The organism is Actinoplanes sp. NPDC026619 (genome assembly GCF_040638295.1).
Classification (GTDB): domain Bacteria; phylum Actinomycetota; class Actinomycetes; order Mycobacteriales; family Micromonosporaceae; genus Actinoplanes.
The window spans coordinates 37,103-58,305 of record NZ_JBEZYA010000009.1 but is presented as its reverse complement, the minus strand read 5'-3'; the positions used below and the strand labels follow the sequence as shown (position 1 = coordinate 58,305).

The 21,203-nt window shown below is 71.1% G+C and carries 20 protein-coding genes and 1 tRNA gene; 14 read left to right on the top strand and 7 right to left on the bottom strand.

What is annotated here, in order from left to right; genetic code table 11:
* Nucleotides 1–87: 87 nt before the first annotated feature.
* Nucleotides 88–1,740 (bottom strand): copper resistance protein CopC, encoded by a 1,653-nt coding sequence (locus AB0E90_RS20815; RefSeq protein WP_360407735.1) that lies wholly within the window; start codon nucleotides 1,738–1,740, stop codon nucleotides 88–90.
* 114 nt (nucleotides 1,741–1,854) lie between these two features.
* On the opposite strand from AB0E90_RS20815, the gene AB0E90_RS20810 reads away from it, so the two are divergent.
* The 6 genes from AB0E90_RS20810 (at nucleotide 1,855) to AB0E90_RS20785 (ending at nucleotide 5,575) form a co-directional block, all read left to right on the top strand.
* Nucleotides 1,855–2,391 carry a sigma-70 family RNA polymerase sigma factor gene (locus tag AB0E90_RS20810; RefSeq protein WP_360407732.1) on the top strand — a complete coding sequence of 179 codons (537 nt, stop codon included), beginning with the start codon at nucleotides 1,855–1,857 and terminating at the stop codon, nucleotides 2,389–2,391.
* Between the two features lie 89 nt (nucleotides 2,392–2,480).
* Nucleotides 2,481–2,951, top strand: a complete 471-nt coding sequence (locus tag AB0E90_RS20805) for a MauE/DoxX family redox-associated membrane protein (RefSeq protein ID WP_360408484.1) — start codon at nucleotides 2,481–2,483, stop codon at nucleotides 2,949–2,951.
* On the top strand, nucleotides 2,948–3,688 hold the full coding sequence (locus tag AB0E90_RS20800) for a DsbA family protein (RefSeq protein WP_360407729.1): 741 nt from the start codon (nucleotides 2,948–2,950) through the stop codon (nucleotides 3,686–3,688). Before AB0E90_RS20805 ends, AB0E90_RS20800 begins: the two co-directional genes overlap by 4 nt.
* The gene (locus tag AB0E90_RS20795; protein ID WP_360407726.1) at nucleotides 3,685–4,677 is read left to right on the top strand and encodes a hypothetical protein; all 993 of its coding nucleotides are present in this window, start codon (nucleotides 3,685–3,687) and stop codon (nucleotides 4,675–4,677) included. The genes AB0E90_RS20800 and AB0E90_RS20795 overlap by 4 nt, the downstream gene beginning before the upstream one ends.
* 101 nt (nucleotides 4,678–4,778) lie before the next feature.
* A complete protein-coding gene (gene bcp, locus AB0E90_RS20790; RefSeq protein WP_360407723.1) occupies nucleotides 4,779–5,255 on the top strand; it encodes a thioredoxin-dependent thiol peroxidase in 477 nt (158 codons plus the stop codon).
* Between the two features lie 234 nt (nucleotides 5,256–5,489).
* Nucleotides 5,490–5,575, top strand: a tRNA-Leu gene (locus tag AB0E90_RS20785).
* 23 nt (nucleotides 5,576–5,598) lie between these two features.
* Here AB0E90_RS20785 and AB0E90_RS20780 read toward each other — a convergent pair.
* The 3 genes from AB0E90_RS20780 to fxlM form a co-directional block, all read right to left on the bottom strand.
* Nucleotides 5,599–6,030, bottom strand: coding sequence for a DUF6069 family protein (locus tag AB0E90_RS20780; protein ID WP_360407720.1), 432 nt, complete (start codon nucleotides 6,028–6,030; stop codon nucleotides 5,599–5,601).
* Nucleotides 6,027–7,022 carry an RNA polymerase subunit sigma-70 gene (locus AB0E90_RS20775; RefSeq protein ID WP_360407717.1) on the bottom strand — a complete coding sequence of 332 codons (996 nt, stop codon included), beginning with the start codon at nucleotides 7,020–7,022 and terminating at the stop codon, nucleotides 6,027–6,029. Before AB0E90_RS20775 ends, AB0E90_RS20780 begins: the two co-directional genes overlap by 4 nt.
* 73 nt (nucleotides 7,023–7,095) lie before the next feature.
* Nucleotides 7,096–8,274, bottom strand: coding sequence for a methyltransferase, FxLD system (gene fxlM / locus AB0E90_RS20770; RefSeq protein ID WP_360407714.1), 1,179 nt, complete (start codon nucleotides 8,272–8,274; stop codon nucleotides 7,096–7,098).
* Nucleotides 8,275–8,362: 88 nt separating this feature from the next.
* Between fxlM and AB0E90_RS20765 the strand changes: the two genes are divergently transcribed.
* On the top strand, nucleotides 8,363–8,884 hold the full coding sequence (locus AB0E90_RS20765; protein ID WP_360407711.1) for a GNAT family N-acetyltransferase: 522 nt from the start codon (nucleotides 8,363–8,365) through the stop codon (nucleotides 8,882–8,884).
* A gap of 122 nt (nucleotides 8,885–9,006) precedes the next feature.
* Here AB0E90_RS20765 and AB0E90_RS20760 read toward each other — a convergent pair whose 3' ends face one another.
* Nucleotides 9,007–9,924: an expansin EXLX1 family cellulose-binding protein gene (locus AB0E90_RS20760; RefSeq protein ID WP_360407708.1), complete on the bottom strand. Its 918-nt coding sequence runs from the start codon at nucleotides 9,922–9,924 to the stop codon at nucleotides 9,007–9,009.
* A 94-nt stretch (nucleotides 9,925–10,018) separates the two neighbouring features.
* Nucleotides 10,019–10,825, bottom strand: a complete 807-nt coding sequence (locus AB0E90_RS20755; RefSeq protein ID WP_360407705.1) for an MOSC N-terminal beta barrel domain-containing protein — start codon at nucleotides 10,823–10,825, stop codon at nucleotides 10,019–10,021.
* Nucleotides 10,826–10,937: 112 nt separating this feature from the next.
* On the opposite strand from AB0E90_RS20755, the gene AB0E90_RS20750 reads away from it, so the two are divergent.
* From AB0E90_RS20750 to AB0E90_RS20720, 7 genes are all read left to right on the top strand, one after another.
* Nucleotides 10,938–11,774, top strand: a complete 837-nt coding sequence (locus AB0E90_RS20750; RefSeq protein WP_360407702.1) for a MurR/RpiR family transcriptional regulator — start codon at nucleotides 10,938–10,940, stop codon at nucleotides 11,772–11,774.
* 30 nt (nucleotides 11,775–11,804) lie between these two features.
* Nucleotides 11,805–13,442: a urocanate hydratase gene (hutU, locus tag AB0E90_RS20745; RefSeq protein WP_360407699.1), complete on the top strand. Its 1,638-nt coding sequence runs from the start codon at nucleotides 11,805–11,807 to the stop codon at nucleotides 13,440–13,442.
* The gene (locus AB0E90_RS20740) at nucleotides 13,439–14,617 is read left to right on the top strand and encodes an allantoate amidohydrolase (protein WP_360407696.1); all 1,179 of its coding nucleotides are present in this window, start codon (nucleotides 13,439–13,441) and stop codon (nucleotides 14,615–14,617) included. The genes hutU and AB0E90_RS20740 overlap by 4 nt, the downstream gene beginning before the upstream one ends.
* Complete coding sequence (locus AB0E90_RS20735; protein ID WP_360407693.1) at nucleotides 14,614–15,882, top strand: formimidoylglutamate deiminase; 1,269 nt, start codon at nucleotides 14,614–14,616, stop codon at nucleotides 15,880–15,882. The genes AB0E90_RS20740 and AB0E90_RS20735 overlap by 4 nt, the downstream gene beginning before the upstream one ends.
* Nucleotides 15,879–17,042: an imidazolonepropionase gene (gene hutI / locus AB0E90_RS20730; protein ID WP_360407690.1), complete on the top strand. Its 1,164-nt coding sequence runs from the start codon at nucleotides 15,879–15,881 to the stop codon at nucleotides 17,040–17,042. Before AB0E90_RS20735 ends, hutI begins: the two co-directional genes overlap by 4 nt.
* On the top strand, nucleotides 17,039–18,571 hold the full coding sequence (gene hutH / locus AB0E90_RS20725; RefSeq protein ID WP_360407687.1) for a histidine ammonia-lyase: 1,533 nt from the start codon (nucleotides 17,039–17,041) through the stop codon (nucleotides 18,569–18,571). Before hutI ends, hutH begins: the two co-directional genes overlap by 4 nt.
* Before the next feature lie 171 nt (nucleotides 18,572–18,742).
* Nucleotides 18,743–20,593, top strand: a complete 1,851-nt coding sequence (locus tag AB0E90_RS20720) for a leucine--tRNA ligase (protein ID WP_360407684.1) — start codon at nucleotides 18,743–18,745, stop codon at nucleotides 20,591–20,593.
* Here AB0E90_RS20720 and rdgB read toward each other — a convergent pair.
* Nucleotides 20,590–21,201 (bottom strand): RdgB/HAM1 family non-canonical purine NTP pyrophosphatase, encoded by a 612-nt coding sequence (gene rdgB / locus AB0E90_RS20715; protein WP_360407681.1) that lies wholly within the window; start codon nucleotides 21,199–21,201, stop codon nucleotides 20,590–20,592. The two genes, AB0E90_RS20720 and rdgB, sit on opposite strands and share 4 nt — an antisense overlap.
* Between the last annotated feature and the right edge of the window lie 2 nt (nucleotides 21,202–21,203).

Sequence of the window (21,203 nt, the reverse complement as noted above, 5' to 3'; positions counted from 1 at the left end):
AAGTGGTCAAATAGCTGCTAACACCCTGATAGATATGACAACGGCCCGACTCCCCTTCGGGAGCCGGGCCGCATGGAGCAAAAAAGGTCAGGAAATGTTCGCGGTCATCGTCAGTGTCTGCTGGTCGATGTCGCTCGTTCTGGCGGTGAACTTGAACGTCCACTGGCCGGCCGACGGCAATGCGATGTCGCCGACCGCGTGGAAGTCGGTGATCCGCAGCAGCGGGATCTGAATCGGCTCGATCCCCTTCGACGCCAGCGCCGCCGTGCCAGTCCACTCGACCACCGTGAGCGGCTTGTTGTCGGGGGTGTACGCGTACAGGTGGATCGAGTTGTTGCCGACCGTGGCCGGGAAGATGTCCACCTGCATCGCCATCGTGCTGCTGGTCAGCGTCTGGGTCACGGTCGAGCTGGTGGCGGCGGCGGTCTCGGCGGCCTGGGCCGTGCGCGGTGGGGCGATCTGCACCAGCGCGGCCGTCACCCCCAGCACCACCGCGGTGATCGCCAGCTCGGCGCCGACGATGCGCCGCAGCCCGCGTGGCGACGCCTCGGCCTGCCGGGAGCGCACCAGCCGCCGGGAGAACCAGGCGACGCCCAGCACGCACGCGGCGAGGGCCACCTTGACCAGGATCAGCCGGCCGTAGGTGCTGTTGACCAGGCCGTCCAGTGATGCCACCTCGATCAGCGCCTGCACCGTGCCGGCCAGGATCAGCGCGGTCACGGCGGTGGCCGCCCAGCGCGACCAGATCGGCAGGATCGCCGACAGCTCCCGCTCGTTGGCCTGGCGCAGCAGGAACACGCCCAGCATGACCAGGCCGCCCAGCCACACCGACATGGCGGCCAGGTGGATCGCGTCGATCACCACCGAGACGCCGGCCACCGGGGAGGCGGTCGGGTGGCCGGTGAGCGGCCAGGTGGCCAGTGCCGCCACCCCGAGCACGCCGAGCAGCGCCAGGTCGGTCTTCGACTCGCCCTTGCCGGAGAGCAGCGGGCGCAGCAGCAGCGCGGCCGCGCAGAGCACGCCGATGCGCACCAGCATCACCGCGCCGAACGTGCTGCCCAGCACGTCGCGCAGATCGCCGACCCGGACGTCGAACAGGCTGGTGCCGATCGAATAGGGCACCTGGAGCCAGATCGCCATCAGCGTGCTGAACCCGACCAGGCCCAGCCCGGTCCAGACGAGCCGGGCGGGACCCCGCCGGGACAGGCGGTGCGGCCACAGCAGGGCGAGCACGAGCGCCGGGCCGACCAGGAGCACGAGTCCCGCGTACCCCAAATATTTGCCGACCGGGATCAGCGCCCGGACCACCGGGTTGACCTTGCTGTCGTCGATCGCCGCCGTCGGCGGCGTGGAGGCCGCGCCCACCGAGTAGGTGATGCTGCCGCCGACCGGGTGGCTGTCGGCGGAGATCACCCGGTAGCTCACCAGATAGGTGCCCCGGCCGCCGCCGGCGCGCAGCGGGATGGTCAGGGTGCCGCCGTTCACCGTCGGCTCGCCCTGGTCGGCGCGCGACCCGTCCGGGCCGAGCACCTGCACCTTGCCGGTGACCAGCTGCACCGACTCGGTGAAGGTCAGCGTCACCTTGTTGGGCGCGTCGGGCACGATCGTGCCGTTGCCGGGGTCGCTGGCGACCAGCGCGGCATGCGCGCTCGCCGGTGCGGCCGGCCCCAGGAGCACGCAGAACAGCCCGATCAGCAGGCCGAAACCACCCGCCAGGGCTCGGCGACGATCAAAGGTCATGCGCGCCATGCTCCCCGATCCGGTCGGAATCTCCCACCGGCGGGTAGTCGCCGGTGTGATCGACATGGTTCCAGAGGGTTCCGACAATTCTTAGCTCGCGTACCATGGCCGACCATGACGGAGGGTGAAAACACCACCGAACTGGCCCTGCGAGCCGGCACGGGAGACGCGGCCGCACAGAGCGGGTTCGTCCGCGCCACCCAGGCCGAGGTGTGGCGGTTCGTCGCCGCCCTGGTCGACCCGGCCTCCGCCGACGATCTCACCCAGGAGACCTACCTGCGGGCGTTCAAGTCGCTGCCCGCCTTCGAGGGCCGCTCCAGCGCACGCACCTGGCTGCTCGGCATCGCCCGGCGCACCTGCGCCGACCACCTCCGCGCGGTCGTCCGCCGCCGCCGGCTGGACGCCCGGCTCGCCGCCCAGGCCTGCACCGACCTGCCGGCGCCCGACCCGGCCCACCGGCTGAGCACCGCCGACCTGCTGAGCCGGCTCAGCGAGGAGCGGCGCACCGCGTTCGTGCTCACCCAGGTGCTCGGCCTCTCCTATGCCGAGGCGGCCGAGGTCGAGGACGTGCCGGTCGGCACGATCCGCTCCCGGGTCGCCCGGGCCCGCGACGAGCTCGTCACCGCGGTGTCCCAGGCGCGAGCGGTGTGACGGGTCTTTAGTCCCTGCCGATTCCCAGCCAAACCTCAGCAGAATGGTGGAACCTGCTGAACGAGGACGACGACTAACTGGGCGTGACAATGCAATGGGACAAGGCGTGGCCGTGGATCTCCACGGTGGCGCGTCTCGGTCTGGCCGCGGTGTTTCTGATCTCCGGCGGCCTCAAGGTCGGTGATCTGGCCGAGTCCGGGCGCGCGGTGAACGCCTACAAGCTGATGGACTACGACACCGCGAAAGTGGTCGGCGCGGTCCAGCCGTTCCTCGAGATCGCCGTCGGCCTGCTCCTGCTGATCGGCCTGGCCGTGCGCCTCAGCGCGGCCATCTCCGCGCTGCTCCTGGTGGTCTTCATCGCCGGGATCATCTCGGCGTGGGCCCGCGGGTTGCAGATCGACTGCGGCTGCTTCAGCAAGGGTGGGGCGGTGGCCGGCGGCGACACCACATACGGCCTGGACATCGCCCGCGACGTCGGCTTCCTGCTTCTGGCCGGAGTCCTGCTGGTCAAGCCGCGCACCCGGTTCTCGATGGACGGCCTTCTGATGGGAGAACGATGAGCAAGAGCCAACGCGACCGGGCGGCGGCAAAACGGATCGTCGAGCAGCAGAAGGCGGCCGAGCGCCGCCGCCGGGTGACGATCTGGACGTCGGTGGCGGTCGTCGGCGTACTCGTGATCGCGGGTCTGATCGGCTGGGGTGTGCTCTCCAAGCAGGAGAGCAGCGATGCCGGCAAACTGACCACGCCGAGCGTCGCCGTCGACGAGGGCACCGCGTTCGCGTTCGGCACCGGCAAGGTCACGATCGACCTCTACGAAGACTTCATGTGCCCGATCTGCAACGAGTTCGAGACGTCGGCCGCCGACACGATCGACTCGCTCATCACGGCCAACACGGTCACGGTGCGCTACCACCCGGTGTCGATCCTCGATCGCGCCTCCAACGGCACCGAATACTCGACCCGGGCGGCGGGCGCCGGGGCCGCGGCAGCCGAGGGCGGCAAGTTCCGCGAGTTCCACAAGGTCCTCTACGCCAACCAGCCCGAGGAAAACAGCGACGGCCTTACCGACGCGAAGATCATCGAGCTGGGCAAGAGCGTGGGTCTCGGCGACGACTTCGCCACCGCGGTCAACGACAAGACGTACGACTCGTGGGCCACCAAGGTCACCGAGACGTTCTCGGCCCGCGGTTACACCGGCACGCCGACCGTCGTCGTCAACGGCAAGCAGCTGCAGGGCGCCAGCGGTGGCGTCCCGACCGCGGCCGATCTGAGTGCAGCCGTAACGTCTGCCGGGTGAGACGCCTCGCTCTACTCGTGATCGTGGCCGGCGCCTTCCTCGCGCCGGCCACGCCCGCGTTCGCACACGGTGGCGACACCCCCGACGCCACCGCCTACCGCACCACGGTCACCGCGATCAGCACTCCGGAGAAGGGCCTGACGGTCCGCACGGTCGAGGCCGGCGCCCGCCTGGAGCTGACCAACAAAACCGGACATTCGGTCGAGGTCCTGGGTTACGACGGCGAGCCCTATCTCGACGTCCGGCCCGACGGCACCTGGGAAAACGTCAACTCGCCCGCGGCGTACATCAATGAAACCCTGACCGGCGACAACGCCGTGCCCGCCAATGCCGACCCGACCGCCCCGCCGAGCTGGCGCAAGCTTTCCGGATCGACCACCGTGCGCTGGCATGATCAGCGCACCCATTGGCTGAGCTCCGGCTTGCCGCCGCAGGCGCAGGCCGATCCGAGCCGCTCCCATCGGCTGCGCGACTGGGCGGTGCCGCTGCGCGTGCAGGTGCGCACCTTCGCGATCACCGGCACTCTCGACTGGGAACCGCCGCCACCACCCTGGCTCTGGTGGTCGATAACGGCCCTGACCGGCCTGACGGCCTTCGCCCTGCTGCGAAAATGGCCGATCTTGGTGCGGCCTCTGACGCTGATCGCCGCTTTCTGCCCTATTTGGTACGCGGTGGGCAGCGCTCTCAACGGCGTAGGCCCTTCCCTGCTGCTCATCACCGTCGGGCTGCTGGCAATCGCGGCAAGTTACCGAAATCCCCCGTTCCTGCTGGCCCTGGCCGGCGCCGCGGTGGCCCTGTTCGCCGGTTTCACCGAGATCAGCGTCTTCCAGGCGGCGGTCCTGCCCGCCACCGGCCCCGCCTGGCTGACCCGGGCCGCGGTGGCCGTCGCCCTGGGTGCGGGCACCGCCCTGGCCCTGACCGGCGTCCTGCGCCTGCGCGCCGCCATCCCCCCGGCCACGCCGGCCGCAGAGCCGATCGCCGCGGCATGACGCGCGGGGTGCGCCGCGCCGCCCGGCTGAGGCCGCGCCACCAGGGCTGGGGCTGTGCCGCCGGGGCCTGGGCGCGGTGCCGCCGGGGCTAAGGTCGTTTCATGACTGAGACCGCCCGACTTTCCGCCGGGGACACCGCGCCCGACTGGTCGCTGCCGACCGACAACGGTGACCGGCTCTCCCTCAAGGACCTCCGCGGCCGCAAGGTGGTGCTGTATGCCTACCCCGCCGCGATGACCCCCGGTTGCACCACCCAGGCGTGCGACTTCCGCGACTCGCTGGGGTCCCTGCAGGCAGCCGGTTACGAGGTGGTCGGCATCTCCCCCGACGCCCCGGCCAAGCTGGCCAAGTTCCGCGAGCGCGACGCGATCACATTCCCGCTGGTCAGCGACGAGGACAAGAGCGTCCTGACGGCCTACGGCGCGTTCGGCGAGAAGCAGAACTACGGCCGCACGGTCATGGGCGTGATCCGCTCCACCTTCGTGATCGACGAGAACGGCGCGATCGAGAAGGCCCTCTACAACGTCAAGGCCACCGGCCACGTGGCCAAACTGCGCCGCGACCTCGGACTCGACTGAGCGTTTCCTACAGCGCAACCCCTCACCTGCCGATCAGACCAGCACAGTCACCCGACCGACAGGTCCCCCGCTCCCACGGCGGCCGTCATGCGGCATCGACCCGCAAGGCGGCCGCCGTGCCCGGTCCAGGCCGCCGTGCCCGGTCCGGCGGAAAGGGTCGCGTCCGGCGAGAGCGTGAATCCGGGGTTGACCGTCTAGACTCTCTTGAACGCTTCGCCCCCTGGGGCGCAGCGGGCGGGAGTGGCGAAATGGCAGCCGCGCGGGTTTTAGGTGCCCGTGCCCGAGAGGGCGTGTGGGTTCGAGTCCCATCTTCCGCACCACGATCTTCCGCGCGTCGGCCCCGTCAGCCGGTCCGGGTGCGGAGGCTTCGCGTCAGGGTTGAGATCATCACCGCCGCGGCGACGAGGTGCAGCACGATCAGGGCCGCGACGGTGGCGGTGGTCGCCCCGCAGATCAGGGGCGGGACCAGCGAGATCGCGGTCAGCGACCCGGCCGTCCAGACGAATCGCTCGGCGGGGCGTGCGCTCCACCGGAGCAGTGCGACCGCGATGACCACGCCCACGACCGAGAAGAAGCCGGTCACCACGGCGAAGCCGGGCAGTGGGATCGTCTCGCCGCCGTCCGGGATCTCGAAGTCGGCGCCGGCGGCTCGGGCCAGCGCGGCGGCGGTCGTGGTGGCCGCCATCGCCGCGAGCGTGGCGATGAGGCCGATGCCGGCGAGCCCGCGGAAGCGGTGCGTGCGGCCGGTCCGGGCCGGTGCCGTGCCCGCGCTCATCGGGCGTCCGTCGGCAGGCTCTCGGGCAGGCCGAGCCGGGGGAACTGGTCGGCGTGGAACGTGATGATCTCGGTGATCGCCCCGCCGGAGACACGCAGCGCGTCGAGCGTCAACGGCAGGTAGGCGTTCGCCTCCTCGCGCCAGAGGTAGAACGCGATGGTGGGCTGCCGGTTCACGAAGGTGGGGACGGCGCGCAGGCGCCCCAGGCTCTCGAAGCCGTCCGAGATCCAATCGTCGACCACCGCGTCGCGGCCGACGAACAGGCCCGGGGTCGGCGGCATCGAGCAGCGGACGTCGTCGCGCAGCAGGGCGGCCAGCCCGTTGACGTCCTTGGCCACGCTGGCCTCGGTGAAGCGGCGCACCAGCTCCCGCGTCCCGGCGTCCTCCTCGCCGCCGGTCCAGTCCTGCCGTTCGGCGGGCAGGTGCTCCCGCATGCCGGCGCGGGCCCGCTGCAGCGCGCTGTTCACCGAGTTGACCGAGTCGCCGAGGAGTTCCGCGACGTCCTTCGCCGGCCAGCCGAGCACGTCCCGCAGGATCAGCACGGCCCGCGGGCGTGGCGCGAGATGCTGGACCGCGATCACATACGCCAGCTCGATCGTCTCCCGGGCCACCGCGACCGTCTCCGGCTCGTCCGTGTCGCCCGCGGGCAGCTCGTCGAGCAGCCGGTCCGGGTAGGGCTGCAGCCACCGCACCTCGCCGCCGGTCGCGGGCTCCGGGCGGCGCTTGGCCAGCAGGTCCAGGCAGGCGTTGGTGGCGATCCGGTACAGCCAGGCCCGGAACGTCGAGCGCCCCTCGAAGGTCTCCCGCCGCCGCCAGGCCCGCAGGTACGTCTCCTGCACGGTGTCCTCAGCGTCCTCGAACGACCCGAGCATCCGGTAGCAGTGCACATGCAACTCCCGCCGGTGCCGTTCGGCCAGCCCGGCGAACGCCGGCTCGTCGACCTCGTCCAGCCTGCTCACGTCCAACTCCGCCGGCCGCGTGTCCGCACCCATGCCGTCATCCTTCCGCCTCGTCATGTCCTGTCGGAGGTATGACTCGTGCGGGCGCGACAACTCATCACCGGAGCTACGGCCAGGTGATGGTCACGATGCCGTGCGGCTTGTGCAGGGTGGCGTCGGCGGCGGCCGGGACGGTCGGTGTCGGCCAGTAGGCGAACGACGGTTCGGTGCCGCGGGCGGTCCGGTCCCAGGCGCCGACCTGCTCGACCAGCGCGCCGGCGACGACCGGGCCGGTCGCACCGTAGCCGCGGGCGCCGAACTCGATGCCGGCGCCGTCTAGTGCCGGCCGCACCGCCAGGTGCGCGAACCCGGCGCCGTGGACGACCCCGAAGGGGAACCACGTGCCGGCCTCGCTCGCCAGCGCGCACCGCGCGTCCACCGCAATCATGCAGAAGCCGGGCAGAAACCAGGCCAGCCACAGCTGCAGGTCGGGGAACGGGACGCCGTGCCGGATGGTGACGCCGGACCAGGACTCGCACCGCGGGCCGGCGAGGATGTCGTCGAGTGCGTGCGGGTCGTCCGGGGCGCCGCTGTCGAAGAGCAGCTTGAGGTCGGTGCCATCGGAGTGCGGCAGGACGACGATGCGGCCGTCGTGTCGTCCGGCGCCCTGCATGCTGACGAAGCCGGCCACCTCCATCGACGTACTGACCAGGTGGTTTTCGGTCTTGCGGAAGCCGATCGAGCGGGTGGCGCCGTTCATCACCAGCGGCAGCACCAGCGTGCCGCCCGGCCGCAGCTGCTCCCACCAGCCGGGCGCGATGTCCCAGGCCCCGACGGTCACGATGATCGCGTCGAACGGTCCCTCGCCGGGGATGGCCTGTCCGGCGTCGGCGGTGTGCACCGTGACCCGGTCGCGGTAGCCGTTGGCGGCGAGCAGTTGCTCGGCCCGCGCCGTGACGTCCGGATCGATGTCGACGCTGACCACGCGCGTGCCGATCTCGGCGATCATCGCGGCGTTGAGACCGCCGGACCCGATCTCGAGGACGTCCATGCCCGGCCGCAGACCGGCCTGCTCGAGCATCTGCGCCTGGATGCCGGCGCCGGACACCGACGAGATCGCGGTGCCACCGGCGTCGCGCTTCATGACCACGGCGTCGTCCAGCGCGTACGCGATCTCCGGATCGGTTCCGGCCGGCAGGAACCGCTCCCGGGCCACTCGCCGGACCGCCGCTTCCACCGCGGCCGTCCTGATCCGCCCGGTCAGCTTGAGCTGCTCGACCAGCTCGTCCCGCAGTGCAACGCTCACCACTTCATGCTGACATGTCGGACTTCGCCGTACCGGCCGAAGGTCAGAGAGCGGAGCCGCCGGAAAACTTGCCCGGCATCATGGCGGCATGGGTGTTGAGTTCGTAGTTGATCCGGAGCTGGACGACGACCTCAAGGCGCGGATCGTGGCGCTCTGGGTCGACGTCACCAACGGCGGCGGGGCGGTCGGGTTCGTCGCGCCGGTGACCGGCGCCGAGGTGTGGCCGACCGCCACGGCCGCCTTCGCGGGCGTGGAAGCGGGGCTCGACCGGCTGCTGATCGGGCTGGACGACGGGGAGCTGGTGGCGCTGCTGTTCGTGACGGACAACCGGTTCGGGCTGAAGGATCACTGGCGGGTGCTCAAGCGGGTCATGGTGTCGCCGCACGCGCAGGGCAGCGGCCACGGGGCCGCGCTGATGCGGGCGGCCGAGCGGCTCGGCCGGCAGATGGGGCTGGCGGCGCTGCATGTCACGGTGCGCGGCGGCAAGGGGACCGAGAACTTCTATGCCCGCGTCGGCTATCGCGAGGTGGGGCGCATCCCGGGGGCGATCCGGGTCGCGCCGGGTGACGACCGCGACGACATTCTCATGTGGCTAGATCTCCAGCAATGAGGGGACGCCGGGGCCGCCGGGTCGGCGACGCCTGGGGGTGAGTGCGTCGCCGCCGGCGGCCGGCGGCCGCGCGCACCTGGGCTCGGGGAAGACCGGGGCGCGGCTTGTGGGGCGCGGAAGTTCTAGCCGCAGGAAGCGGCGGCGCCGGCCAGGTCGACAGCCTCCTCGGTGGGCTGTTCGGTGGCCAGGGCGGCTTCGTCGGGGGCGGCCGAGGTGGATTCGACCACCGGCGCGGCCGACGGGGAGGCCGACGACTTGGTCGGCTTCGGAGTGGCCTTCTTCGCGGTGGACGGCGAAACCCGCGAGGAGACGGCGGAACCCGAGGACGACGAGCCGGACAGGCGGACGGTCGTCTTCTGGGTGGCGCCGGGCGACAGCTTGATCCCACTGACGGTGGCGGATTTCCCGTACACATCAGTGATCTTGATTTTGAATGGTCCGCTGCCGGCGCCGGCGTCGATCTCCCAGTAGTTGTAGGCCTGGCGATGGGTGGTCTTGCCGTTGACCGTGACCGACTTCAGTTGCGTGACGTGGTTGTCGATGAGGACGGCCAGCCAGTACTGCGACGAGCCCTCCTTCACCCGCACGCTGATCGGGCTGGGCGCGCTCGCCGTCGTGACCGTCTTGTAGGTGATCGGGATGATGCCGGCGACCTCGGCCCCGATCTTCTTGAATGCGGTGCGGCTCAGGTCGAGGTGGCCGGCCGGGCACTCGGGGCAGGAGTCGATCACCTTGACGCGCACCTTGCCCTTGGGGCCGGTCACGTCGAGGTAGGTGCCGCAGGCGGCGCCCGCCGAATATTCCACCGGACCCAGCGCCACGAAAAGATCGTCGGCGGGCGCGGACGGATAGGAGCAGTTGCCCATGCCGGAACCGAGGTCGTAGAAGGTCGCCTTGCCGGATTTGGCCGAGGTGGACGGTGGCGCCGCGCAGGCCGCTCCGGTGTTCTGCAGCAGCATGGCCACGCCGAGCACCGCGGCGAGAATCACAGCGCCGCCGGCGGCGAGCCAGCGGGGCGAAAGCAGGCGAGGTCCGGTCACGCTGAGGGATCCTTCAGCGGGGCGGGGACGCGGGCAACCTTCCTAAGACAGACCTAAGGCACATGGGACCTGCTTCACCCGTACGGTGATCGGATCAGTCGAGTACGGTCACCGCGTCACCCACACGCAGTGACCCGGTCACGACCGGAATCAGGTTGATCGCGAAGAGCAACCCGCCGTCGATCCGCCGGCGCAGGCCGAGCATCCGCAGCGGCTGCTTGCCCTTCTCCCCCGTCTCCTGATCGATCGTGGTGACCAGGCAGCGCGGGCACGGCTGGTCGGCCTGCAGCACGGTCGAGCCGATCCGCAACCGCACCCGCCGCTCGGACCACTCGTCCTCGGCCCACGGCAGCGCGCCGGTGACCACCAGGTTGGGCCGGAATCTGGTCATCGGCACCGCCTTGTCCCCCGCTTCGACCAGCCAGTCGTTGAGGGCTGCGAGCGACGCGGTGTTGGCGATCAGGATCGGGTAGCCGTCGGCGAAGCTGACCGGATCGCCGACCTCCGACCCGCCGCCGGCGTTGCGCCCGGCCGGGTCGGCCTGCCACACCAGTCGCACCGGCCGGCCGAGAAACTCGCTGCTCCAGGCGCTCTCGGCGATCCGGGCCGGGGCGGGCGCGTGGTTCTTGAAGACCCGCACGAACTCCTTCGGCCCGTCCACCGGCTCGGCCACGAACACCGGCGGCATCCCGGGGGCCGACAACTCCAGGCCACCGGGCCGCACCCGGACGCTCAGCTGAGTGAGCAACGGCAGGATGCGCTGAGTGATGCCGACCCCGTCGGCGTCGACCATCATCCACCGCCGGTCACCGGCGAGCCCCCACGGCTCGACGTCGGCGACGTCGTGCTCGATCCGGTGGCAACCCTTGACCGGGTACGTGGCGATGGCCGTGATGCGCATATCTGCAGCCTGCCACGCCGGTCCTCAACCCAAGAAGGCTCGCGCCACCCCCGACGGTGATCGACGTCGACGGGTCTGGTTTCTGAAATTTTTTATGCGTACGCTTCGGGTCGTGAATGACGGAGCTGTCAGGTCGGTGCTCGACCTCTTCAACGGCGCGCGGCTGACGCCCACCCAGCGCCGCATCGCGCACAGCCTCGTCGACCACGCCGCCAAGGCGGCCTACCTGTCCGCCGCCGAGGTCGCCGACCTGGCCGGGGTGAGTCAGCCCTCGGTTACCAGGTTCGCCATGGCGCTCGGTTACTCCGGTTATCCGGCGCTGCGGCGCGAGCTGCGTGAGCTCAGCGGCTTCGGCGAGGAGCCGGCCCCCGAGGGCAACGCCATGCAGCTGGCGGTGGGGGCCGAGATCGAGCACCTGAGCCGGCTGCACGACCAGCTCGGCCGGCTGGACGACGTCGAGCGGGCCGCCCGGCTGCTGATCAACAGCCGGCCGCTGCCGGTGCTGGGGCTGCGGGCGGCCGCGCCGCTGGCCGGCTATTTCGGGTACTTCGCGGCCAAGGTGCACCCCGACGTGCGGGTGCTCGACAGCGGTGGCACGTCGCTGCTGGATCGGCTCGAACAGGCCAGGGCCGCCGGGGCCGATGCGATGCTGACGGTGGTGCTGCCGCGCTATCCGCGGGAGGCGCTCGACGCGATCCGGGAGGCGCGCGCCGGGGGGTTCGCGATCGTGGCGATCACCGACTCGGTGGTCAGCCCGGTCGCCGAGCTGGCCGACGTGGTGCTGCCCGCGGCGGTCGGCACCCAACTGGTGTTCGACCTGCACACCGGGCCGATGGCGATGGCCATGGTGCTTCTGCAGGCGATGTGCGACGCGGCGCCCGAGCTGACGCAGCGGCGCCTCGAGGAATTCGAGCAGACGGCCGCCCGGCGGCACGTTTTCACCGCATGAGCCACACGAGCGGCGCGAGGAGATAAAACGATGACCGAGATCAGGGCGCCGCATGGCACGGCGTACACCGCAATGGGTTGGCCTCAGGAAGCCGCCAAGCGGATGTTGATGAACAACCTCGACCCCGACGTGGCCGAAAGGCCAGAAGATCTGGTGGTGTACGGCGGAACCGGCAAGGCCGCGCGCGACTGGCCGTCGTTCCACGCGATCGTCCGCGAACTGGACGTGCTGAAGAACGACGAGACCCTGCTCGTGCAGTCGGGCAAGCCGGTCGGGGTGTTCCAGACCCACGAGTGGGCGCCGCGGGTGCTGATCGCGAACTCGAACCTGGTCGGCGACTGGGCGACCTGGCCCGAGTTCCGGCGGCTGGAGAAGCTCGGCCTGACCATGTACGGGCAGATGACCGCCGGCTCGTGGATCTACATCGGGACGCAGGGCATTCTGCAGGGCACCTACGAGACGTTCGCGGCGGTGGCCGAGAAGCGGTTCGGCGGGACGCTCGCCGGCACGCTGACCCTGACCGCCGGCTGCGGCGGCATGGGCGGCGCGCAGCCGCTGGCCGTGACGATGAACGGCGGCGTCTGCCTGGTCGTCGACATCGACCGGTCCCGTCTCCAGCGCCGGGTCGACACCCGGTATCTCGACATCATCGCCGACGACCTGGACGACGCGATCAAGCAGGCGTTGACCGCTAAATCCGCAAAAATACCGCTTTCTATCGGCGTCGTCGGCAACGCGGCTGACCTCGTTCCCGAACTGCTCGTGCGCGGCGTCGCGATCGACATCGTCACCGACCAGACCAGCGCCCACGACCCGCTGTCGTACATCCCGATCGGCGTGGAGCTGGAAGACGCCGCCGAATTCGCCCGGACCAAGCCGGAGGAGTTCACCGACCGATCCCGGGCGAGCATGGCCCGCCACGTGGCCGCCATGGTCGGCTTCATGGACGCCGGCGCCGAGGTGTTCGACTACGGCAACTCGATCCGTGGCGAGGCCAAGCTGGCCGGCTACGAGCGTGCCTTCGACTTCCCCGGCTTCGTGCCGGCCTACATCCGCCCACTGTTCGCCGAGGGCAAGGGCCCGTTCCGCTGGGCGGCGCTGAGTGGCGATCCCAAGGACATCGCCGCCACCGACCGCGCGATCCTCGAGCTGTTCCCGGAGAACGAGTCGCTGGCCCGCTGGATCCGGCTGGCCGAGGAGAAGGTCGCGTTCCAGGGCCTGCCCGCCCGGATCTGCTGGCTCGGTTACGGCGAGCGGGACAAGGCCGGCGTCCGGTTCAACGACATGGTGGCGAGCGGCGAGCTGTCCGCCCCGCTGGTCATCGGCCGCGACCACCTCGACTCCGGCTCGGTCGCCTCGCCCTACCGGGAGACCGAGTCGATGCTGGACGGCTCCGACGCGATCGCCGACTGGCCGCTGCTGAACGCCATGCTCAACACCGCGAGCGGCGCCTCCTGGGTCTCGATCCACCACGGCGGCGGGGTGGGCATCGGGCGGTCGATCCACGCCGGGCAGGTGTGCGTGGCCGACGGCACGGCGCTGGCCGGGCAGAAGATCGAGCGGGTGCTGACCAACGATCCGGGCACCGGCGTGATGCGGCACGTGGACGCGGGTTACGAGTCGGCCGCGGCCAGTGGCGTACACATCCCGATGTCGTCGCAGTCATGAGCGAGAAGATCTTTTCGGCCCTGTGGGCCGAGATCGAGGCGATCGGCCGGGTCGACGGCGGCGGCTACATCCGGTACGCCCTGGACCGCCCCGAGTTGATCCTGCGGGACTGGTTCCGCAACCAGGCCGACCGGCGCGACATGCCGGTGACCGACGACGGCAACGGCAATCTGTTCGCCTGGTGGGGCGGCCAGTGGGGGCGCGGCGCGGTGCTGACCGGCTCGCACTTCGACTCGGTCCCGCACGGCGGCGGCTATGACGGCCCGCTCGGCATCGTCAGCGCCTTTCTCGCGATCGACCAGCTCCGTTCCTCCGGGCATCAACCCAAGAATCCGATCGCGGTGGTGGCCTTCGTCGAGGAGGAGGGCGGCCGCTTCGGCCTGCCCTGCCTCGGATCCCGCCTGCTGTCCGGCGCGATCGACCCGGCGAAAGCCGCCGCGCTCACGGACCGCGACGGCATTACGTTCGGCGAGGCGCTCGGCGCGACCCCGGCCGGACCGCTGCCCGGCCTGCAGTCACGGATCGGCGCTCTGGTCGAGCTGCACATCGAGCAGGGCCGCCAGCTCGAGGTGCCGGTCGGCGTGGCCAGCGCGATCTGGCCGCACGGCCGCTGGCGCTTCGACTTCACCGGGCACGGCGATCATGCCGGCACCACCCGGATGGCCGACCGCCGCGACCCGATGCTGACGTTCGCCTACACGGTGCTGGCCGCCAACAAGGAGGCCCGGCTCTCCGGTGCGCACGCCACGATGGCCCGGGTCGAGGTCGAGCCGAACGCCACCAACGCCATCCCGTCGCTGGTGCGGGGCTGGCTGGACGCGCGCGCGGCGGACACCGCGACGATGGACTCGCTGGTCACGGCGGTCACCAAGCGAGCGACCGAGCGGGCCGGGCGGGACGGCACCGAGGTGGAGGTCACCTCCGAGTCGCTGAGCGGCGAGGTCACCTTCGACACCGAGCTGGCCGGCCGGCTGTCCGCGCTGCTCGGCGACGCCCCGATCCTGCCGACCAGCGCCGGCCACGACGCCGGGGTGCTGTCCGCCCTGGTCCCGACGGCGATGCTGTTCGTCCGCAACCCGACCGGCATCTCGCACTCCCCGGCCGAGCGGGCCGAGCACGCCGACTGCGCGACCGGGGTGGATGCGCTGGCCCAGGTTCTGAGCGAGCTGACATGACGGTCTACCTGGCCGATTTCGCCTGGCTCGGCGACCGGGTGGCGCGCGATGTCAGCATCGAGGTGGGCAACGGCCGCTTCACCGCGGTCGGCGGCGACAAATCGGGCATCCGGCTGCCCGGCCTGGTCCTCCCCGGCTTCGCCAACGCCCATTCGCACGCTTTCCACCGGGCACTCCGGGGCCGCACAACCGGCCCGGGCAGCTTCTGGAGCTGGCGCGATCTCATGTACTCGGTGGCGGCCGAACTGGACCCGGACCGCTACCTCCGCCTCGCCCGGGCGGTCTTCGCCGAAATGGCCATGTCCGGCATAACCGCCGTCGGCGAATTCCACTACCTGCACCACTCCCCCGACGGCACCCCCTACGCCGACCCGAACGCGATGGGCCACGCCCTGATCGAGGCGGCCGCCCAGGCCGGCATCCGCATCACCCTGCTCGACACGCTCTACCTTCAGTCCAACGTAGACGGTTCCGCGCCCGAGGGCGTGCAGCGCCGCTTCAGCGACGGAAACCCCCAACGCTGGGCCTCCCGGGTGGCCGAGCTCTCTGCCGCGCCACACGCCAAGATCGGTGCAGCAATTCATTCCGTACGGGCAGTGGCCGCGCACCATCTCCCAGAATTGGGCGGATTCCGGCCCTTGCACCTGCACCTCTCCGAACAGCCCGCGGAAAACGAGCAGTGCCGTGCAACCCACGGCTGCACCCCCACCGAGCTGCTCGACCGCCACGGCATCCTCGGCCCGGACACCACCGCCGTGCACGCCACCCACCTCACCGACCACGACGTGAAGCTGCTGGCCGGCAGCCGCACCACCATCTGCATGTGCCCCACCACCGAACGGGACCTGGCCGACGGCATCGGCCGCGCCCGCGACCTGTCCGACGCGGGCGCCCCACTGAGCCTGGGCAGCGACAGCCACGCCGTGATCGACATGCTGGAGGAGGCCCGCGCGCTGGAGATGAACGAGCGCCTGGCCGTCCGCCGGCGCGGCCGCTTCACCCCCGCCGAGCTGCTCACCGCGGCCACCGCACACGCCTCCATCGGCTGGCCCGACGCCGGCGAGATCGCCGTCGGCAAGCGAGCCGACCTGGTATGCATCAGCCTCGACTCGGTCCGGACGGCCGGCGCCGACCCGGCCGCCGCGATCCTGGCCGCCACCGCCGCCGACATCACCCATGTCATCGCCGACGGCCGCCCGATCGTCACCGACGGCCGCCACACCTCCATCGACGTCCCCCGCGCGCTGGCCGAGGCCCTCGGATGACCAGCATGCTCATCGACAACATCGGCGAGCTCGTCACCAACGACGAGGGAGGCGACGGACCGCTCGGGCTGCGCCGCCGCGCCGCCGTGCTGGTCGACCGAGACAGGATCGCCTGGGTCGGCGCCAGCTTCCACGCGCCCGCCGCCGACCGGCGGATCGACGTCGGCGGGGCCGCGGTGCTGCCCGGGTTCGTGGACAGCCACGCCCACCTGGTCTTCGCCGGGGACCGGGCCGCCGAGTTCGCTGCCCGGATGGCCGGCGAGCCCTACACCGGCGGCGGCATCCGCACCACGGTCGGCGCGACCCGGTCGGCCACCGACGACGAGCTGCGCGGCGCCACCGGGCGGCTGGTCACCGAGGCGCTCCGGCAGGGCACCACCACGATCGAGATCAAGAGTGGGTACGGGCTGACCGTCGAGGACGAGGTGCGGTCGCTGCGCATCGCCCGGGAGTTCACCGAGGAGACCACCCTGCTCGGCGCACACGTCGTGCCGGCCGAGCACGCCGACAACCCGTGGCGCTACGTCTCGATGGTGTGCGGGCCGATGCTCGCGGCCGCGAAGCCGTACGCGAAATGGATGGACGTCTTCTGCGAGCGCGGCGCGTTCGACGAGGACCAGGCGCGCACCATCCTCAACGCCGGCCGCGACGCCGGGCTCGGGCTGCGCCTGCACGGCAACCAGCTCGGGCCGGGGCCGGGTGTGCGGCTCGGCGTCGAGATGGGCGCGGCGAGCGTCGACCACTGCACCCACCTCGACGACTCCGATGTGGAGGCCCTCGCCGGGTCGGACACGGTGGCCACGCTGCTGCCCGGGGCCGAGTTCTCGACGCGGTCGCCCTATCCGGACGCGCGGCGCCTGCTCGACGCCGGCGTGACGGTGGCCTTGGCGACCGACTGCAACCCCGGTTCGTCGTACACGTCATCCATGCCTTTCTGCATCGCCCTCGCCGTACGCGAAATGGGAATGACCCCGGCCGAGGCCGTGCGTGCCGCCACCGCCGGCGGAGCCCGCGCGCTGCGTCGTGGTGATGTCGGGGTCGTGCGCGCCGGAGGCCGCGCCGACCTGATCGTGCTGGACGCGCCCTCCCACCTGCACCTGGCCTACCGGCCCGGAGTTCCCCTGGTAAGCAACGTTCTGCACGACGGAGTGCTCCAATGATCACTGTCCTGCCCACCGGCATCACCCCCGCCGATCTCGTCGCCGTGGCCCGCGGCGACGCCAAAGTCTCGCTGGATCCAGCGACCGTTTCGTCCATGGCGAAAAGCCGCGCGATCGTCGACCGGATCGAGGCGTCCGGCCGGCCCGTCTACGGCGTGTCCACCGGGTTCGGCGCCCTGGCCAGCACGTTCATCGACCCGTCACGCCGGGCCGAGCTGCAGCACGCGCTGATCCGCTCGCACGCGGCCGGCATCGGCGCGCCGATGCCCCGCGAGGTGGTGCGGGCGATGATGCTGCTGCGGCTGCGGTCGCTCGCGCTCGGGCATTCCGGGGTGCGCCCGGAGCTGGCGCAGGGCCTGGCCGACCTGCTCAACCACGACATCACGCCGTGGGTGCCGGAGCACGGGTCGCTGGGCGCGTCGGGCGACCTGGCGCCGCTGGCGCACTGCGCGCTGGTGCTGCTCGGCGAGGGCTGGGTGCTGGCGTCCGACGGCCGGCGCCTCGATGCCGCCGACGTCTTGCGGGACGCCGGGTTGACGCCGCTCGAGCTCGCCGCCAAGGAGGGGCTCGCGCTGATCAACGGGACCGACGGCATGCTCGGCATGCTGCTGCTGGCCCTCGAGGACGCGCGGCATCTGTTCGCGATGGCCGACGTGACCGCGGCCCTGGCCATCGAGGCGATGCTCGGGTCGGAGCGGCCGTTCATGCCCGAGCTGCACGCGATCCGGCCGCACCCCGGTCAGGCCGCCTCCGCCGCGAACATGCACAAGCTGCTGCAGAACTCGCGGATCATGGACTCGCACCGGGACGACCTGGCGCACGCGGTGCAGGACGCCTACTCGATGCGCTGCGCGCCGCAGGTGGCCGGCGCCGCCCGGGACACCCTGGACTTCGCCGCCCAGGTCGCGGCCCGCGAGCTGATCTCGGTGGTGGACAACCCGGTGGTGCTGCCGGACGGCCGGGTCGAGTCGACCGGCAACTTCCACGGCGAGCCGCTCGCGTTCGCCGCCGACTTCCTGGCGATCGCCGCCGCCGAGGTCGGCTCGATCGCCGAACGGCGGGTCGACCGGCTGCTCGACGTGACCCGCTCCCGCGACCTGCCGCCGTTCCTCTCGCCCGACGCCGGGGTCAACTCGGGCCTGATGATCGCCCAGTACACCGCGGCCGGGATCGTCGCCGAGAACCGCCGGCTAGCCGTCCCCGCCTCCGCCGATTCGCTGCCCACCAGCGGCATGCAGGAGGACCACGTCTCGATGGGCTGGGCCGCGACCAAGAAGCTGCGAACCGTGCTGGACAACCTGACCAGCCTGCTCGCGGTCGAGCTGCTCAGCGCCGTCCGCGGCCTGCAGCTGCGGGCGCCTCTGACGCCGTCGCCCGCCGGGCGGGTCGCGATCGCCGCGGTGGCGCCGTTCGCAGGTGAGCCCGGCCCGGACGTCTTCCTGGCCCCGATCCTCGAACAGGCCCGCGCCGTGATCGCCGGGCGCGAGCTGCGCACCGGGATCGAGACACACGTCGGAGATCTCTTGTAGTTAACTACCCACTGTGGATGACAGAGCGATCGTCATCGGGGCCGGGACAGCCGGTCTCACCGCCGCGCGCGTGCTGAGCCGGCGCTGTTCCGGCCCGGTTTCGCGGTCCGGGCCATCCGGCTCGCGGGAAATCGGAAGCGGCAGAGCGGCATCTCCGGCTAACTTCCGGACATGAGCGAATACGACTTTCACGCGATGCAAGCCCGCTGGCTGCCCGTGTGGGAGTCGCTGAACCTCTTCGCTTCGCATGATCCGGCGCGGGAAAAGCGCTATCTGGTCGACATGTTCGCCTATCCCTCCGGCGACCTGCACATGGGCCACGCCGAGGCCTATGCGATCGGCGACGCGGTGGCCCGTTACTGGACGCAGCAGGGCTTCGACGTGCTGCATCCGGTCGGCTGGGATTCGTTCGGCCTGCCCGCCGAAAATGCGGCCATCCGGCGAAATCAAAATCCAGCCGATTGGACGTACGCGAATATCGCCACCCAGGCCGAGTCGTTCCGCCGCTATGCGACGTCCATCGACTGGTCGACCCGCCTGCACACCAGCGACCCGTCCTATTACCGCTGGACACAGTGGCTGTTCCTGCGGTTCTTCGAGCGGGGCCTGGCCTACCGCGCCGAGGCCCCGGTCAACTGGTGCCCGGCCGACCAGACGGTGCTGGCCAACGAGCAGGTGGTGGGCGGTCGCTGCGAGCGGTGCGGCAGCGAGGTGACGACGCGGTCGCTGACCCAATGGTTCTTCCGCACCACCGCCTACGCCGACCGACTGCTGGCCGACATGTCGCAGCTGGAGGGCCACTGGCCGGCCCACATCCTGACCATGCAGCGCAACTGGATCGGCCAGGCCCCCGATTACCACCTGCGCGACTGGCTGATCTCCCGGCAGCGTTACTGGGGCTGCCCGATCCCGATCGTGCACTGCCACGCCTGCGGCGAGGTCCCGGTGCCCGACGACGAGCTGCCGGTCCGCCTGCCCGACCTGCGTGGCGCCGCCCTGTCTCCGCGCGGCGTCTCCCCACTGGCCGCCGCCACCGACTGGGTGGCGGTGTCCTGCCCGTCCTGCGGCGGCCCGGCCGAGCGCGACACCGACACGCTCGACACGTTCGTCGACTCGTCGTGGTACTTCCTGCGTTACCCGAACCCGGCCTACGACCAGGGCCCGTTCGACCCCGCAGCGGTGCGCCCGGTGGACCAGTATTTCGGCGGTCCCGAGCACGCCGTCATGCACCTGCTGTACGCCCGTTTCTTCACCAAGGTGCTGTACGACCTGGGCCTGGTCGACTTCACCGAGCCGTTCCGCGCCCTGACCACCCAGGGTCACGTGATCCTGAACGGCGCCGCGATGAGCAAATCCAAGGGCAACATGGTCGACCTGGGTGCCCAGATAGCCACCTACGGCGTGGACGCCATCCGGCTGGCCATGGTCTTCGCCGGCCCACCCGAGGAAGACATCGACTGGGCCGACATCTCCCCCGGCGGCTCGGTCCGCTTCCTGTCCCGCGCGCTGTCCCTGACCGACCGGGTCACCGGCCCGCCCGCCCCGGCGGCCGGCACGGAGCTGCGCCGCACCACCCACCGCCTGCTGCGGCTGATCACCGAACTGATCGAGGCACGGCGGCTGAACGTGGCCGTCGCCCGCCTGATGGAGCTGGTCACGGCCGCGCGCGAGGCGCCGGCCGACGATCCCGCACGGCGCGAGACCGTCGAGGCGATCGCGGTCGTGCTGTCGCTGTTCGCGCCTTACACCGCCGAGGAGATGTGGTCACGCCTGGGCCATCCACCGGGCGTCGCCAAGGCCGGCTGGCCCGCGATCGACCCGGCCCTGGCTGCCGAGCGCACCGTTATCTGCGCCGTGCAGGTCAACGGCAAGGTCCGCGACCGTCTGGAGGTCCCGGGCGACATCACCGAGGCCGACCTGACCGCGCTGGCCCTGGCCTCCCCCGCCATAGCCGGCCGCCCGGTGACCCGAACCATCGTCCGGGCCCCCAAGCTGGTCAACGTCGTCGTGCCGGGGCCTTAGGGCAGTTCCTTGGCGATCACCTTGGACAGCTCGCGGAAGGCCTTGCCGCGGTGGCTGATCGCGTCTTTCTCGGCCGGGGTCAGCTCCGCGTTCGTGCGGTTCTGGCCGTCGCCGAGGAAGATCGGGTCGTAACCGAAGCCGCCCTCGCCACGCTGCGCCCGCAGGATCGTGCCCCGCTGCTTGCCCTCGACCAGGTGCTCGCGGCCGTTGGGCAGGACCAGCGCGGCCGCGCACACGAATGCGCCACCCCGGTGCTCGTCGACCACATCGGAGATCTGCGCCAGCACCAGCTCGAGGTTGGCCAGGTCGTTGCCGTGGCCCCCGGACCAGCGCGCGCTGAACACCCCCGGCATGCCGTTGAGCGCGTCGACCGCGATGCCCGAGTCGTCGGCCACCGTGGGCAGACCGGTGCGCTTGGCCCCCTCGCGCGCCTTGATCAGCGCATTTTCGCCGAACGTCAGGCCGGTCTCGGGCACGTCGGGATAATCCTCGAAGTCGCCCAGCCCGACCAGCTCGATCCGCGACGCCCCTAGCGCCACGTCGAGAATGCGCTGAAGCTCAACCAGCTTCTTCTTGTTGGCCGTCGCCAGCAGCAATTTCGAACTCATGC